A 15,460-nucleotide genomic window follows, 5' to 3' on the forward strand; every position below is an offset into this window, starting at 1 on the left:
GGCCCTGGTTGCGTGCATGTAGTCCGCGGCCAGCCTCACCTTCAGCGCCGCGGTCCGGGCTTCCAGCCGCGCCACATCGGCGAGTCCGTCCAGGCAATCATCCGCCAGACTCCGCAGCGGGTCGGCGTTTCGCAGCGGGTCGGCGCCGGGCGGATCCGGGCGGTCCGCGCCGGCGCCGGTGAAGGCAGCCAGCACAGCAGCGGACGCGGCGACGGCCTCCAGGGCCTCCCTGCTTCCGGCACTCCACGCTGCTCTGCTGTCCACACCCACAGCATCTCAGGAGGCACCGACATTTAGAGGCGGCGACGGCGAAAACTGGTCGTCGCCGTCTGTTCGCGCTGGCCAGATCCAGCGGGAGTTCCCGGGCTGTGGCGGGGGCAGTGACGTTTGTCCTGGTCAGCAAGGGGTTTCGGTCCCGTATGTGTATGACCTAAGACATGGCGGCGTAGGCTGCAATTCCGTAGAGGCCGGCCGGGTTTGGCGGCGGTTTCGTCGTGGTCGGTGTGTATGCGGGCGCGCTTTGGGGCGGCCGCCGGTGGAGGGGTAGAACAGCACGGTCTCTTCGATGGTTCCCAGGGAGGCGGGCAGTTCGCGCACGCTGAGCCGGATCCCGGCCTGTTCGGCCTGGCGGCGCGTCAGTTGCGACGGCCAAGGCCGCGACGCGCTGGAAGGCACGGACGCGGATCTCTTGCTCGGACCAGCGGAGGCGGAATGCGGCAGGAGTGTTCCCGGCCGGGGTCGTGCTGATGACCCGGCTGACCCAGCGGGGGCGGAGGATTTTAGCGACCGCGACCTGGACCTGGTCCTTGCCGCGACGGGTCTTGCCGCCGGCCAGAGTCGCGGCGAGGGGTTCTCTCCAACTGATCCTGTCCTTCAGTAACAGTCATGCCGATGTACCGCCCCGCGGGCGGTGCCGCTGTGACGCACACCGCCTCTCAACGGCCGCACCGGGGCGGCTCCGCGGCGGCCCGTGTGGTAATTTGAAAGAGCAAATAATCCTTTTTTAATTCCGTCCCGTGAGGCGGGGAAAGGGGAGACGAGCTGTGACTGCTGTTCCAGAATCACCGGTTCCGGCCAGGGTTGTCCTCACCAGGGTTGTACTCAACCAGGCCGACATTGACCGCGCACTCACTCGGATCGCCCACGAAATTCTCGAGGCCAACAAGGGCTCCCAGGACCTCGTCCTGCTCGGCATCCCGCGCCGGGGCTATCCCCTCGCCGTCCGCCTCGCCGCCAAGATAGCCGCCGCCGATCCCGCCGTGGACGCCGCCGCGATCGTCGGCCAGCTGGATGTGACCATGTTCCGCGATGACCTTTCGCACCAGCCCACCCGGCCCCCGTACCCGACGCAGCTGCCGCGCACCGGGATCGACAACAAGGTTGTCGTGCTGATCGACGACGTCCTGTACTCGGGACGGACCATCCGGGCCGCCCTGGACGCCATCGTCGACCTGGGCCGCCCGCGCATTGTCCGCCTGGCCGTGCTGATCGACCGCGGCCACCGGGAACTGCCCATCCGCGCGGACCACGTCGGCAAGAACCTCCCCACCTCCTCCGCCGAAAAAGTCCGGGTCCGGCTCGAGGAAACAGACTCCATCGACGGCGCCCCCGTCAACGAGGTCGTCATCGAGGCGGTCGCATGAAGCACCTGCTCTCCACCGAAGACCTAAGCCTGGCCGACGCCACCCGCATCCTGGACACCGCCGAAGAAATGGCGGCCGTGGGGGAGCGGGAGGTCAAGAAGCTGCCCGCCCTGCGCGGCCGCACCGTGGTCAACCTGTTTTTCGAGGACTCCACCCGGACCCGCATCTCCTTTGAAGCCGCCGCCAAGCGGCTTTCGGCCGATGTCATCAACTTCGCCGCGAAAGGCTCCTCCGTCTCCAAGGGCGAGTCCCTCAAGGACACGGCGCAGACGCTGGCCGCGATGGGCGCGGACGCCGTCGTGATCCGGCACTGGGCCTCCGGTGCCCCGCACCGGCTGGCCGCCACGGACTGGATCGACGCCGCCGTCATCAACGCCGGCGACGGCACCCACGAACACCCCACCCAGGCCCTCCTGGACGCGTTCACCATGCGCCGGCACTGGTCCAGGCTGGCCGGCACCCCGTCCGCCGGGGCAGACCTGGCGGGCATGCGGGTCGCCATCGCCGGGGACGTGCTGCACTCCCGGGTGGCACGGTCCAACGTCTGGCTGCTCCGCACCCTGGGCGCCGAAGTCACCCTCGTGGCGCCGCCCACGCTGCTGCCCATCGGCGTCGAAAAATGGCCCTGCACCGTCAGCTACGACCTCGATGAAACCCTCTGCAAGGGCGTGGACGCCATCATGATGCTCCGTGTGCAGGGGGAACGGATGAACGCGTCCTTCTTCCCGACGACGCGCGAGTACTCGCGGCGCTGGGGGCTCGACGACAACCGGCTCCGTGCCCTCGACGGCCTCGGCCTGAAGGACACCATCATCATGCATCCCGGGCCGATGAACCGGGGCCTGGAAATTTCCGCCGCCGCGGCCGACTCGCCCCGCTCCACCGTGCTGGCGCAGGTGCGCAACGGCGTGTCCATCCGCATGGCGGCCCTGTACCTGCTGCTGTCCGGGGACACCCGCGAACCGGCAGCCGCCCCCACGGCAGCCGCCCCCACGGCAGCCGCCCCCACCGCCGCCCACTCAAAGGAGAGCCACTGATGGCCGAACTGCACCAGGACAACAGCGGCGCCTACCTCATCCGGGGCGCCGCGATCCTCGGCGGGGCCCCCGAAGACCTGCTGATCCGCGACGGCGTCATCGCCGGGCGCGGGCGGGACCTCGCCGCCGACGGCGCCACCGTGATCGAAGCCGCCGGCCTGGTCGCCCTGCCCGGCATGGTGGACATCCACACCCACCTGCGCGAACCCGGCCGCGAGGACGCGGAAACCGTGGAAACCGGCACCCGCGCTGCCGCCCTGGGCGGCTACACCGCCGTCCACGCGATGGCCAACTCCACGCCGGTGGCGGACACCGCCGGCGTGGTGGAGCAGGTCCTCACCCTCGGCCGGGCCGCCGGCTGGGTGGACGTCCGCCCGGTCGGCGCCGTCACTGTCGGGCTCGCGGGGGAGCAGCTCGCCGAGCTCGGCGCGATGGCCGACTCACGGGCCCGGGTCCGCGTCTTCTCGGACGACGGCATCTGCGTCCACGATCCCGTCCTGATGCGCCGCGCCCTCGAGTACGTGAAGGCGTTCGACGGCGTCGTGGCCCAGCACGCGCAGGAACCCCGCCTCACCGCCGGCGCCCAGATGAACGAGGGCGAGGTCTCCGCCGTCCTCGGCCTCACCGGCTGGCCCGCCGTCGCCGAGGAAAGCATCATCGCCCGCGACGTGCTTCTGGCCCAGCATGTCGGCTCCCGGCTGCACGTCTGCCACGTCTCCACCGCAGGTTCCGTGGAGATCGTGCGCTGGGCGAAATCACGCGGCGTCAACGTCACGGCCGAGGTCACGCCCCACCACCTCTGGCTCACCGACGAGCTGGTCCGCAGCTACGACCCCGTCTACAAGGTCAACCCGCCGCTGCGCACCGACGCCGATGTCCAGGCCCTGCGCGCCGCGCTGGCCGACGGCACGATCGACGTCGTCGGCACCGACCACGCGCCGCACCCGAGCGAACACAAGGAATGCGAATGGGCGCAGGCGGCCATGGGCATGACCGGCCTGGAAACCGCGCTCTCCGTGGTGCAGCACACCATGATCGAGACCGGGCTGATGGGCTGGGCGGATTTCGCCCGCGTCACCTCCACCGCGCCGGCCGCCATCGGCCGGCTGGAAGACCAGGGCCGCCCCCTCGAAACGGGCGAACCGGCCAACGTCATACTCGTGGACCCGGCTGCGCGCTGGACCGTGGACCCTTCTAAAATGGCAACCATGGGCCGTAACTCTCCGTTTGCCGGCCGCGAACTTCCCGGCAAGGTGGTGGCGACGTTCTTCAGGGGCCACCCCACAGTCCTGGCCGGCAAGCTCAACACCCCGTACCGGTGGCTCCCGGAGAACACAGAGATGCCCGGCGCCGCACCGGCGGGCCGCAACTGATGGACAGGCTCCTCGTCCTCGGCCTGGCCACGCTGGCCCTCGTCGTCGTCGCTTTCGTCCTGTTGGCCATCGGCTGGCGGAACCGCCTGCGCCGCCAGTCCGACGTCGACCCGCTGCCCGGAGTTCCCGGGGAACTCGGCGCCCCGCTGGCCGCTGCCGACGGCCAGTACGTCGCCTCCACCACGGCCGGTGACTGGCTGGACCGCATCGCCGTCCACCACCTGGGCCTCCGCACCAACGCCGGGCTCAGCGTGTACCCCGAAGGGGCGCTGTTCGACCGCGCCGGCGCCGGACCCGTGTTCATCCCGGCCGGACGGCTCACCGGGGTCCGGCTGGAAAGCGGCATGGCCGGAAAGTTCGTCGAAAAGGACGGACTGCTGGTGCTCAGCTGGAGGCTCGGCGCCCGCGAACTGGACACCGGGTTCCGCACCCGGCACGCCGAAGACAAGACCATCCTCCTCAACACCCTTCAAGATTTGATCTCCGCAGCCCCTCAGGCAGAAGCCGATAGTGGAAAGTAACGACGTGACGGACCCCAACCAAGCAACAGCAGTGGAAGCAACAGCAGTGACAGCTCCAGCAGTGACAGCAACAGCGCCCGCCCCGGCAGTCCTCGTGCTCGAGGACGGACGGATGTTCCGCGGCACCAGCTACGGCGCCACCGGAACCGCCCTGGGCGAGGCGGTGTTCGCCACCGGAATGACCGGCTACCAGGAGACCATCACCGATCCCTCCTACGCCCGCCAGCTCGTTGTCCAGACGGCGCCGCACATCGGCAACACCGGCGTGAACAAGGACGACGCCGAGTCCCGGCGCATCTGGGTGGCCGGCTACGTCGTCCGCGACGCCGCCCGGCGCCCCTCCAACTGGCGCTCCGAACGCAGCCTGGACGAAGAACTCGTCGAGCAGGGGATCGTCGGCATCCAAGGCGTGGACACCCGCGCCATCACCCGCCACCTGCGCGAACACAAGACCATGCGCGCCGGCATCTTCTCCGGCGCCGCAGCCCGCGCCACGGACCGGGAGCTCGTGGACACCGTCCTGGCCAGCGCGCCGATGGAAGGCTCCCGGCTGGCCGAGGAAGTCAGCGTCGGGACGGCCTACACGGTCGAGCCCAAGGACTTCGGCTGGAAGGGCGAGCCGCGGTTCAGCATCGCCGCGATCGACCTCGGCATCAAGCGGATGACCCCCATCCGCTTCGCCGAGCGCGGCGTCCGCGTGCACGTGCTGCCCGCCACCGCGACCATCGAGGAGATCAACGCGGTCAACCCGGACGGCGTCTTCATGTCCAACGGCCCCGGCGACCCCGCCACGGCCGACACCCAGGTCAAACTGCTGCGCTCGGTGCTCGATGCGAAGATCCCGTACTTCGGCATCTGCTTCGGCAACCAGATCCTGGGCCGCGCCCTCGGCTTCGGCACCTACAAGCTGCGCTATGGCCACCGCGGCATCAACCAGCCCGTGCTGGACCGCCGCACCGGCAAGGTCGAAATCACCTCGCAGAACCACGGCTTCGCCGTCGACGCCCCCCTCAAGGGCGCCACCCAGGCCCCCGAGGAGCGGTACGGCCGCGTCGAGGTCAGCCACGTGAGCCTCAACGACGACGTCGTCGAAGGCCTCGCCTGCCTGGACATCCCGGCCTTCTCGGTGCAGTACCACCCCGAAGCCGCGGCCGGCCCGCACGACGCCGCCTACCTCTTCGACCGCTTCATCACGCTGATGGCGGACGCTTCTTCAAAGACAGAGACCGACGCAAAGACTGCCACCGATTCCAAGACTGAGGACAAGAAGTAATGCCCAAGAGAACTGACCTTAAGAGCGTTCTGGTCATCGGTTCCGGCCCGATCGTGATCGGCCAGGCGGCCGAATTCGACTACTCCGGCACCCAGGCACTGCGCGTCCTCAAGGAGGAAGGCCTGCGGGTCATCCTCGTCAACTCCAACCCGGCCACCATCATGACCGACCCCGAGTTCGCGGACGCCACGTACATCGAGCCGATCACTCCCGAGGTGGTCGAGAAGATCATCGCCAAGGAACGCCCGGATGCGATCCTGCCGACCCTGGGCGGGCAGACCGCCCTCAACACGGCCATCGCCCTGGACAAGAACGGCGTCCTGGAGAAGTACAACGTGGAGCTGATCGGCGCCAACATCGCCGCGATCGAGCTCGGCGAGGACCGCGAGAAGTTCAAGGGCGTCGTGGAGCGCTGCGGCGCCGAGTCCGCCCGCAGCCACATCATCCACACCATCGACGAGGCCCTCACCGCCGCCGGGGACCTCGGTTACCCGATGGTCGTCCGGCCCTCCTTCACGATGGGCGGCCTCGGCTCCGGCCTGGCCTACGACGAAAAGGACCTCCGCCGGATCGTCGGGCAGGGCCTGCAGTACAGCCCCACCAGCGAGGTGCTCCTCGAAGAGAGCATCCTGGGCTGGAAGGAATACGAGCTCGAGATGATGCGGGACAAGAACGACAACGTCGTGGTCGTCTGCTCCATCGAGAACTTCGATCCCGTCGGCGTGCACACCGGCGACTCCATCACCGTGGCCCCGGCCCTGACCCTGACGGACCGCGAGTACCAGCGCCTGCGGGACATCTCCATCGCCGTGATCCGCGAGGTCGGCGTCGACACCGGCGGCTGCAACATCCAGTTCGCCGTCGAGCCGGACACCGGCCGCGTCGTCGTGATCGAGATGAACCCGCGCGTCTCCCGCTCCTCGGCCCTCGCCTCCAAGGCCACCGGCTTCGCGATCGCCAAGATCGCCACCAAGCTGTCCCTGGGCTACACCCTGGACGAGATCCCCAACGACATCACCCAGAAGACCCCGGCGTCGTTCGAGCCGACCCTGGACTACGTCGTGGTGAAGGTCCCGCGTTTCGCGTTCGAGAAGTTCCCGGCGGCGGACCCCACCCTGACCACCACCATGAAGTCGGTGGGCGAGGCCATGGCCATGGGCCGGAACTTCACCGAGGCGCTGCAGAAGGCCCTCCGGTCCCTCGAGCAGAAGGGCTCGCAGCTGGACTTCAGCTCCGTCCCCGAATGGGAAGTCCCGGAGCTGATTGAGAAGTCCAAGCGGCCCACCACCGACCGGCTGCACCAGGTCCAGCGCGCCCTGCTCGGCGGCGCCACCGTGGAGCAGCTCTTCGCGGCCACCAAGATCGACCCCTGGTACCTGGACCAGCTCCAGCTGCTCAACGAGATCTCGCTGGAGATCCGCAAGGCCGCCGCCCTGACGCCGGAGATGCTCAAGCGCGCCAAGCGCCACGGTTTCTCCGACGAGCAGATCGGCGCGCTGACGCACAATTCCGAGGACGTCGTCCGCGGCGTCCGGCAGGCACTGGGCATCCGCCCGGTCTACAAGACCGTGGACACCTGCGCCGCCGAGTTCGCCGCCTACACCCCGTACCACTACTCCTCCTATGACGAGGAGGACGAGGTCGCGCTGCACGCCAAGCCGTCCATCATCATCCTCGGCTCCGGGCCCAACCGGATCGGCCAGGGCATCGAGTTCGACTACTCCTGCGTCCACGCCTCCATGGCGCTGCGCAAGGCCGGCTACGAGACCGTCATGGTCAACTGCAACCCGGAAACCGTCTCCACGGACTACGACGTCTCCACCCGGCTGTACTTCGAGCCGCTCACCCTCGAGGACGTCCTCGAGGTCATCGCGGCTGAGGAACGCACCGGCGGCGTGATGGGCGTCTTCGTCCAGCTCGGCGGCCAGACCCCGCTCAAGCTCGCGCAGCAGCTCGCCGACGCCGGCGTGCCGATCCTGGGCACCTCGCCGGAAGCGATCGACCTCGCCGAGCACCGCGGCGCCTTCTCCCGCGTGCTGGACCAGGCCGGCCTCATCTCGCCGAAGAACGGCACCGCGGTGTCCTTCGAGGACGCCAAGAAGATCGCCGACGAGATCGCCTACCCCGTGCTGGTCCGCCCGTCCTACGTCCTGGGCGGCCGCGGCATGGAGATCGTCTACGACGAGCCCAACCTCTCGCGCTACATCGCCAACGCCACCGAGATCACCCCGGAGCACCCGGTGCTGATCGACCGGTTCCTCGAGGACGCCGTCGAGATCGACGTCGACGCCCTCTACGACGGCACCGACATGTACCTCGGCGGCATCATGGAGCACATCGAGGAGGCCGGCATCCACTCCGGCGACTCGGCCTGCGTGCTGCCGCCCATCACCCTGGGCAACAACGTGCTGGAACGCGTCCGGACCGCCACGCTGGCCATCGCCGAGGGCGTCGGCGTCCGCGGCCTGATCAACATCCAGTTCGCCCTGGCCTCCGACGTGCTCTACGTCCTGGAAGCCAACCCGCGGGCCTCCCGCACCGTCCCGTTCGTCTCCAAGGCGACCGGCGTGCAGATGGCCAAGGCGGCGGCCCTGATCGGCACCGGCGTGACCATCAGCCAGCTCCGCAGCGCCTACAAGATGCTGCCCGAAACCGGCGACGGCTCCACCCTGCCGCTGGACGCGCCCGTCTCGGTCAAGGAAGCCGTGCTGCCGTTCAGCCGCTTCCGCACCCCCGAGGGCAAGGTCGTCGACTCCCTGCTCGGCCCGGAAATGCGGTCCACAGGCGAGGTCATGGGCATCGACAAGCACTTCGACACCGCCTTCGCCAAGAGCCAGGCCGCCGCCAACAACGCGCTGCCCACCGAAGGCAAGATCTTCGTCTCCGTGGCCAACCGGGACAAGCGCTCGGTGATCATGGGCGTCAAGCGCCTCTCCGACCTCGGCTTCGAGATCGTCTCCACCGGCGGGACGGCCGACGTCCTGCGCCGCAACGGCATCCAGGCCACCCCGGTCCGGAAGGTCGCCGAAGGCTCCAGCGCCGAAGGCGAGGGGACCATTGCGGACCTCATCATCGCCGGGCAGATCGATATGGTCTTCAACACCCCCTCGGGCGGCGCGGCCCGCAGCGACGGCTACGAACTGCGCGCCGCGGCGACGTCGATCGGCATCCCGTGCATCACCACGGTGGCCGAATTCAACGCCGCAGTCCAGGCCATCGAGGCGCTGCGCACCTACGAATGGTCCGTCACGAGCCTGCAGGAGCACGCCGCCGCACTCGCGGCATCGCAGAACGCAGCTTCCCAAGAACGAGCATCGCAGAACGCAGCCTCCCAGCATGCCTGAGCCTGAAGCTGCACCAGCGGCCGGCCGGGAGCCCTTCGGCTCCCGGCTGGGCCGGGCCATGGCGGACCGCGGCCCGCTCTGCGTCGGCATCGATCCGCACCCGGCGCTGCTGCAGCGCTGGGGACTGGCGGACGACGTCGCCGGGCTGGAACGCTTTTCCCTCACCGTCCTGGAGGCCGTGGCTTCCCTCGCTGCCGCGGTGAAACCGCAGGTGGCGCTGTATGAGCGCCACGGCTCCGCCGGGATGGCCGTCCTGGAACGCACCCTGGCCGCCGCGGCGGAAGCCTCGGTGTTGACCATCGCCGATGCCAAGCGCGGCGACATCGGCTCGACGATGGCGGCCTACGCGGATGCCTGGCTGCGGGACGGCTCCGCGCTGGCCGCGGATTCGGTGACGTTGAGCCCGTACCTGGGCTTCGAGTCGCTGCGGCCCGCCCTGGACATGGCCGCTGAGTACGGGCGCGGCGTGTTCGTACTCGCGCTGACCTCCAACCCGGAGGGCGCCTCCGTGCAGCATGTCGGCGGCGCGGACTCCGTGGCCCGCCGCATCGTCCAGGCCGCAGCCGGGGAAAACCGGCGGTATTTCGCGGGACCGGGGGAGCCGGGGACGCCTGGGCTGGGCTCGGTGGGCCTGGTGGTCGGGGCGACAGTCGGCTCGGCGTTGACGGAGCTGGACCTGGATCTCGCGGCGGTCCGGGGGCCGATCCTTGCCCCGGGACTGGGCGCGCAGGGGGCAACGGCGGCAGACCTGCGCCGGACCTTCGGCCGTGCCTACCCGCAGGTGCTGGGCACCTCCAGCCGGGACATCCTCGGCGCGGGACCCCGGAACCAGGACCTGCGCGACGCGGCACGGCGCACCCTCGACGAACTCCTCGCGGACTAGCCCTGTCGGGCCGGGCAATTCTCAGGCGGTTGTCCGAGAGTCCCCAGCAAACAAAGAGCACGGTTGGGGACAGCTGAAGGTTTGATTGACACTCGAGTCAACGAAACCCGGGGCAGTCCCCTTCCTTGTGTGAGTGGGGCTGGGCCGGCTGAGGTCTCGACCCAGGTCGACGTCGACGTCGATGCCGAGCTCCTCGGAGAGCCGGGCGGTAGCCTCGAGCCCGCCGCACCAGGCCCAGAGGACGACGCCGGACCATCCGGCGGTCTCACCGTGCCCTCCGCTCACAGGCTCGGCTCCGGCTGGGGGACGAGCCGCAGGTACGGCCGGATCGTGACCCAGCCCTCCGGGAACATCGTGGCTGCCTCGTCGTCGCCGACGGCTGGCACGATGATGCAGTCCTCCCCGGGTTGCCAGTTCACGGGCGTGGCCACCTTGTGCCGAAGCGTGAGCTGGAGCGAGTCAATGACTCGGAGGATCTCGTCGAAGTTGCGGCCGGTGCTGGCGGGGTAAGTGAGCGTCAGCTTGACGGTGTTGTCCGGTCCGATGACGAAGACCGAACGCACCGTCGCGGTGGCGTCGGCGTTGGGGTGGATCATGTCGTAGAGCAGCGACACGGCCCGGTCCTCGTCGCCGATGATCGGAAAGTTGGGGGCGATTCCCTGCGTCTCCTCGATGTCAGCGGCCCATCGCTGGTGCTCGGAGACGGGGTCCACGCTGAGGCCGATCACCTTGACCCCGCGCCGCTCGAACTCGTCCTTGAGGCGGGCCGTGTACCCCAGTTCAGTGGTGCACACCGGGGTGAAGTCCTTCGGGTGGGAAAACAGGACGGCCCAGCTCCTGCCCTTCCAATCGTAGAACTCGATCGGGCCCTGGGTGGTCTCGGCGTGGAAGTTGGGCGCGACGTCGCCCAGACGGATGTTCATGGTTCCTTCTCCTCTCAGATCGCTACTTCGCCGGCGTAGTCGCCCGCGGACAGGTCGTCGCACAGCTCCCGGCAGGCAGTGAAGTGCGGCATGAAGCCCGGGAGGGTCCGCCAGGCCTGCGTGGACTCGAACGACTCCCACCGGGCGAAGGAGACGTAGTGCTGTGGGTTCGCGCGGTCGGAGAGCAGGTACGCAGTGACGAACCCGGCCGCGTCGTTGCGGGTCCACTGCAGGAACTCCTCCCACCGCGCGACGAAGGCATCCTCGTTGCCGGGGGTCAAGGTCCAGCTCCCGGACGTCCATGCGGTGGTCTCGGTGGTGCTCATGGTGTCGCTTCTTCTTGACGGTGTCGGCCGGATGCCGGCGTTAATTCCATGCAACACCCGCCGCGTTCCCCGGGCGTTCCCTCGACTGATGCGTGCGGATCGGTCAGCGGCCGCTGATCGAGGCGGCGCGCCGGCGCGACCGTTCGGCCCATAGCGTCTGCGACGCCCGGTCGAACAGGCCGGCAGCCGCGGCGAGGTGACGGGCCGCCGCGGGAACGTCGCCCTCGGCCAAGGCGAGGTCGCCCTTGGCGGACTCGGCCATCGCCGACCACGCCGAGCTCTGGAACGACGCCGCCGTCGCCTCGGCCACGACCGCGTGCCGCCGCGCCCCGGCCGCGTCCCCGACCGCGGCATACGCCTCGGCAGCGACAGGGTGCAGGAGTGCGCTGCATGTCGGGCAGTCCCCGTACCGGGCGGCCGCAGCCTCGGCACCGGCTACGGCGGCGATCGCCTCCGCGGGGGCGCCCCGCTCGAGCGCGATGAACGCCGAGGTGGCGTACAGCCGACCCCAGAGGTGACGGGCCATCCCGGAGACCATGGCGACGGCCATGCCCCGGGTCACTGCAGCCTTGGCCGCGTCAAAGTCACCACGGATCGCCGCCGCCTCGCCGAGCCGTTGCCACGGCAGGCCGCCGGACCGTCCTCCCAGCTCGGTGTGGATGTCGGTGCTGCGTGTGAGGCAGCCGGTCGCCTCGTCCAAGCGGCCGCGGAGGAGCAGTGCCTCGCCGAGGAGGCACCATCCGAAGGCCTCGGCGCGCCGGGCGGACCGGCGGCCTGCCACCTCAAGCACCTTGCGCGCATACTCCTCCACGCTGTCCATGAGGCCGTCGCCGTACAGGTGGTACTGGCCGATGCAGTGATGGAAGTCGAACACTGGTGACATCTCGTCGTCGTCCTGCTCGGCGGAGATCCGGGAGACCTCCTGAAGAAGGCCCTCCCGCCAGACGCCCCGATAGTGGCAGACTATGGCAGCGGCCTCGTATGCCGCGACGAGGGCGTCCCTTCTGCCCGACAGCTCGGCCAGCCTGAGCGACTCGTCAACGGCCGCCGACGCCGCCTCGAAGCTGCCCACCTCGCACAGCCAGAGGGCCCGCGCAGCGCGCACGTAGGCCGTCTCGGACGGCTCGCCGTTTCGCGCGAGTGCAGCCTCGGCCCGGTCGAGGTGTTCGCCGGCTGAGTCGGTCATGTGGGTCCCGAGCAGGGCCTGCGCCACCTTGCGCTCCAACCGCGCCACGCGCACGCCGACCGGGCCGGCAACCAGCGCCGACCCGTACGCGTGCACGGCGCCCGGGGCGTCACCAGCCACCATCCGCAGGTCGCCTATGCGTTCCCAATGCTGGCCGGCCCGGGCGGGGGCAGACTCCGAGCCCTGTTCGATCTCCTCGTGGAGCTCCACGGTCTCGACGTCCGGAGCCACGCCCAATTCCCGCTCGAGGCTGCCGCACAGCGACTCGTAGACCACCCGCGCCTCGGCCCGTCGACCCGACGCCGCCAGGACGCGGAGCAACGCCCGCGCCGCTTCCTCATCTGTGGGGTCCAACGCGCAGGCCGTACGGAGCAGTCCCGCCGCCTCGTCGAGCTCCGCGCGGGCCTCGAGAGCGGCGGATAGCTCGAGGTGCACGGACAGGGCAATGCGGTGGAGAATGTCCCGGCGGGGAGCTGCCCACTCCTCGTAGAGGTCGCCAGGAAGGAGGTCACCGTGCCACAAAGACAGGGCTCGCCGATAGCATCCGAGATCCTTCGTGGCACGCGCCTGCGCGACCTCGGCCTCGAACTCCGCGACGTCGACCCATGCCCCGGCGGGAAGAGCAAGGAGATCGCCATGCGCGACAACCAGGTCGTCGCCGGCGGGGAACCTTCCCCGGAGGGCTGTGCGGGCACGGTGCAGGGCTTTGCGCAGATTTCTGCCAGCGGAGGCCGCGTCGAGCTCGGGCCAGAGGGCATCGGCGATCTGCTCCCGGTGCATGCGGTGGCCCGGCGCCAGCGCCAGCAGCTTCACGATGGCCTGCGGGCGGCGCTGCGGCCAGTCGTCCTCGGAGATCCGGGCCTGCCCGACCCGGATGCGGAACCCGCCGAGGAGCTCGATCGCAAAAGGGGCCGCGACGTCATCCGTGTCATCCGTCACAGAACCACTATACTGCGTTGGCGCCCCGGCGAACCCAGCCGTCGGCGGACAAGGGGCATGCGGAAGACGGCGGGATCTGCCGTCGTTGCTCGCGGAATGATCCGGTCACCCGGGAAGTCCTCTCCCTCGGTACCCGGCGCGCTCGGGGAAGAATGCTGGCGGCGGGTCGCCCTGCTGCGCCAGTGGCCCCCGGCTGGCCGAGCCTCCTGCATGAACTTCGTTTCCCCACTATTTCGCAACGCTCGCGGTTACAGTGGCCCCCGACAGGGCGGCGGCAACAGAAATGCCGCAAAGGGGCACCCCCGGGTCGCGTCATGGAGCCGCCATTTCGAACTGAAAGTCACAGCTTGTCGACCGGACTTGAACCGGTCTGGCTGATCTTCACGTCCAGGTTCTGGTTGCCCTGCCGCAGGAAGCGGCCGTGACGCCCGTGCCACCGAAGTGCTGCAGCACGGAGCCCAACCAGGGGGCGGCGGGTGGTAGAATCGGCGGCACCCGAAGGAGTGACCATGGCTCTGTTCGTTGTGCATCATCAGCATTCAGCTGACCGATGTCCCACGCAGGACCCCTACATGGGGGCCATGCTCTTGAATCACCTGAGCCGCCCGAACGCCAGACAGTACGGCGTGGAGATCCAGGGCGAAGCCGTTGTGCAGGGTGAGCACACGCTGTACTTCATCGCGGAGGCCGGTGACGAGAACCGCCTGCGTGAGTTCATGCAGGCGTTCCAAGAGGTGGGCAGCCTTGACGTCTACCCGGCCTCGACGTGTGCCCGCGTGGTCGCCGGCGGTGGCTGCGCCACGCCGATGCCCATGAGCGGGTCCGCGCCGGCGATCGATCCCGCGGATGCCTGCCAGCAGGCTATGGAGGCCGGCCTGGTGGTTCAGCGTGCGCATCCGCTCAACTGCGAGACACCGATTCCCGCGCTGATCGGCGGCGCCGCGGTGCCCAACGCCCACTTTTACGTGCGTAATCACTTTCAGATCCCCAACCTTGACCCGTCTGTCTTCCGGCTCGAGGTCGGCGGGCTCGTGGAACGGGAGCTCAGCCTCAGCGTGGACGATCTGCACAACCTGCCCTCGCAGACCCTCACTGTCACGCTCGAGTGCGCCGGCAACGGCCGCGCACTCTTCGAGCCACCGATCGAGGGCGAGAAGTGGAACCTGGGCGCGGTGAGCACCGCGGAATGGACAGGTGTGCCGCTGATGGAAGTGCTGGATCGGGCCGGTGTGCGGCCGAGTGGGCGGGAGGTCCTGTTCCGCGGCGCGGACGGCGGGACTGTCGCGGGCCACTCGGGACCGGTATGCTTCGAGCGCAGCCTCCGGCTCGACCAGTGCCGCGACGCCGACCTGCTGCTGGCATATGCGATGAACGGCGAACCGCTGCCCCTGCAGCACGGCTATCCACTGCGCCTGGTCGTTCCCGACTGGTATGCCGTGGCATCCGTTAAATGGTTGACCGGCATCGAGCTCCTCGACCGGCCGTTCCGTGGCCACTACCAACACGACAAGTACTGGTACGAATGGGAACGCGACGGCGAACCCGTCCGCGAGCCGGCGACGCTGCAACGGGTACGGGCCCTGATCACCGAGCCAGCGCCCGAACACCAGACCCCGCGCGGCGACGTTGCCATCCGCGGCGTGGCCTGGTCCGGAGCAGCTGCGATCGACCGGGTCGAGGTCAGCGTGGGCGGCGGAGGGTGGCAGCAGGCCCGTCTCGTCGGCGAACGCAGGCGGCACAGCTGGCAGCCGTGGGAGCTGATCATCAGCGTCCTGGAGCCCGGAATGCTGACAGTGCAGGCCCGCGCGACCGACCTTGCCGGCCGAACCCAGCCGGAACGGGCCGAGTGGAACCGCCTGGGCTACGGCAACAACGCGATCCATCAGGTGGAGGTCCGCATCCTGTGATGAGTGTCGGCGCCTCAATGGTGGAGAGCAGCGCTGCCGACGTCGTGAACCACGCCTCTACGCGGAGGTTTCCATCTGAGGCAACGTATCCGGCTACGCGGAGGT

At 69.2% G+C, this 15,460-nt stretch carries 11 protein-coding genes and 1 pseudogene; 8 read left to right on the plus strand and 4 right to left on the minus strand.

Going from position 1 to position 15,460, the window contains the following annotated elements; translation table 11 throughout:
• Window positions 1–264, minus strand: a pseudogene (locus tag J9611_RS13985) (HNH endonuclease signature motif containing protein); the annotation flags it as partial.
• A gap of 779 nt (window positions 265–1,043) precedes the next feature.
• Between J9611_RS13985 and pyrR the strand changes: the two are divergent.
• From pyrR to pyrF, 7 genes are all read left to right on the plus strand, one after another.
• Window positions 1,044–1,643: a bifunctional pyr operon transcriptional regulator/uracil phosphoribosyltransferase PyrR gene (pyrR, locus tag J9611_RS13990; protein ID WP_211880984.1), complete on the plus strand. Its 600-nt coding sequence runs from the start codon at window positions 1,044–1,046 to the stop codon at window positions 1,641–1,643.
• The gene (locus tag J9611_RS13995; RefSeq protein ID WP_211880985.1) at window positions 1,640–2,680 is read left to right on the plus strand and encodes an aspartate carbamoyltransferase catalytic subunit; all 1,041 of its coding nucleotides are present in this window, start codon (window positions 1,640–1,642) and stop codon (window positions 2,678–2,680) included. Before pyrR ends, J9611_RS13995 begins: the two co-directional genes overlap by 4 nt.
• Window positions 2,680–4,053, plus strand: coding sequence for a dihydroorotase (locus J9611_RS14000; protein ID WP_211880986.1), 1,374 nt, complete (start codon window positions 2,680–2,682; stop codon window positions 4,051–4,053). Before J9611_RS13995 ends, J9611_RS14000 begins: the two co-directional genes overlap by 1 nt.
• Window positions 4,053–4,574: a PH-like domain-containing protein gene (locus tag J9611_RS14005; protein ID WP_211880988.1), complete on the plus strand. Its 522-nt coding sequence runs from the start codon at window positions 4,053–4,055 to the stop codon at window positions 4,572–4,574. The genes J9611_RS14000 and J9611_RS14005 overlap by 1 nt, the downstream gene beginning before the upstream one ends.
• Window positions 4,575–4,686: 112 nt before the next feature.
• The gene (gene carA / locus J9611_RS14010) at window positions 4,687–5,847 is read left to right on the plus strand and encodes a glutamine-hydrolyzing carbamoyl-phosphate synthase small subunit (RefSeq protein WP_246527814.1); all 1,161 of its coding nucleotides are present in this window, start codon (window positions 4,687–4,689) and stop codon (window positions 5,845–5,847) included.
• A complete protein-coding gene (gene carB / locus J9611_RS14015; RefSeq protein WP_211880990.1) occupies window positions 5,847–9,191 on the plus strand; it encodes a carbamoyl-phosphate synthase large subunit in 3,345 nt (1,114 codons plus the stop codon). The genes carA and carB overlap by 1 nt, the downstream gene beginning before the upstream one ends.
• Complete coding sequence (pyrF, locus tag J9611_RS14020; RefSeq protein ID WP_211880992.1) at window positions 9,184–10,074, plus strand: orotidine-5'-phosphate decarboxylase; 891 nt, start codon at window positions 9,184–9,186, stop codon at window positions 10,072–10,074. The genes carB and pyrF overlap by 8 nt, the downstream gene beginning before the upstream one ends.
• Window positions 10,075–10,355: 281 nt before the next feature.
• Here pyrF and J9611_RS14025 read toward each other — a convergent pair whose 3' ends face one another.
• The 3 genes from J9611_RS14025 to J9611_RS14035 form a co-directional block, all read right to left on the minus strand.
• The gene (locus tag J9611_RS14025) at window positions 10,356–10,997 is read right to left on the minus strand and encodes a peroxiredoxin (protein WP_211880994.1); all 642 of its coding nucleotides are present in this window, start codon (window positions 10,995–10,997) and stop codon (window positions 10,356–10,358) included.
• Window positions 10,998–11,011: 14 nt separating this feature from the next.
• A complete protein-coding gene (locus J9611_RS14030) occupies window positions 11,012–11,323 on the minus strand; it encodes an antibiotic biosynthesis monooxygenase family protein (protein WP_211880996.1) in 312 nt (103 codons plus the stop codon).
• A gap of 103 nt (window positions 11,324–11,426) precedes the next feature.
• Window positions 11,427–13,448 carry an AfsR/SARP family transcriptional regulator gene (locus J9611_RS14035; protein ID WP_211880998.1) on the minus strand — a complete coding sequence of 674 codons (2,022 nt, stop codon included), beginning with the start codon at window positions 13,446–13,448 and terminating at the stop codon, window positions 11,427–11,429.
• 509 nt (window positions 13,449–13,957) lie between these two features.
• Between J9611_RS14035 and J9611_RS14040 the strand changes: the two genes are divergently transcribed.
• Complete coding sequence (locus J9611_RS14040) at window positions 13,958–15,355, plus strand: sulfite oxidase (protein WP_211881000.1); 1,398 nt, start codon at window positions 13,958–13,960, stop codon at window positions 15,353–15,355.
• Window positions 15,356–15,460 lie beyond the last annotated feature (105 nt).

Origin of the sequence: Pseudarthrobacter albicanus (genome assembly GCF_018224015.1) — a bacterium.
In the GTDB taxonomy this organism is placed as follows: Bacteria; Actinomycetota; Actinomycetes; order Actinomycetales; family Micrococcaceae; genus Arthrobacter; species Arthrobacter albicanus.

Coding starts and splice junctions, on each gene's coding strand:
- J9611_RS13995 (WP_211880985.1), top strand. CDS start 1,640: ATGAAGCACCTGCTCTCCACCGAAGACCTAAGCCTGGCCGACGCCACC.
- J9611_RS14000 (WP_211880986.1), top strand. CDS start 2,680: ATGGCCGAACTGCACCAGGACAACAGCGGCGCCTACCTCATCCGGGGC.
- J9611_RS14005 (WP_211880988.1), top strand. CDS start 4,053: ATGGACAGGCTCCTCGTCCTCGGCCTGGCCACGCTGGCCCTCGTCGTC.
- carA (WP_246527814.1), top strand. CDS start 4,687: ATGTTCCGCGGCACCAGCTACGGCGCCACCGGAACCGCCCTGGGCGAG.
- carB (WP_211880990.1), top strand. CDS start 5,847: ATGCCCAAGAGAACTGACCTTAAGAGCGTTCTGGTCATCGGTTCCGGC.
- pyrF (WP_211880992.1), top strand. CDS start 9,184: ATGCCTGAGCCTGAAGCTGCACCAGCGGCCGGCCGGGAGCCCTTCGGC.
- J9611_RS14025 (WP_211880994.1), bottom strand. CDS start 10,997: ATGAACATCCGTCTGGGCGACGTCGCGCCCAACTTCCACGCCGAGACC.
- J9611_RS14030 (WP_211880996.1), bottom strand. CDS start 11,323: ATGAGCACCACCGAGACCACCGCATGGACGTCCGGGAGCTGGACCTTG.
- J9611_RS14040 (WP_211881000.1), top strand. CDS start 13,958: ATGGCTCTGTTCGTTGTGCATCATCAGCATTCAGCTGACCGATGTCCC.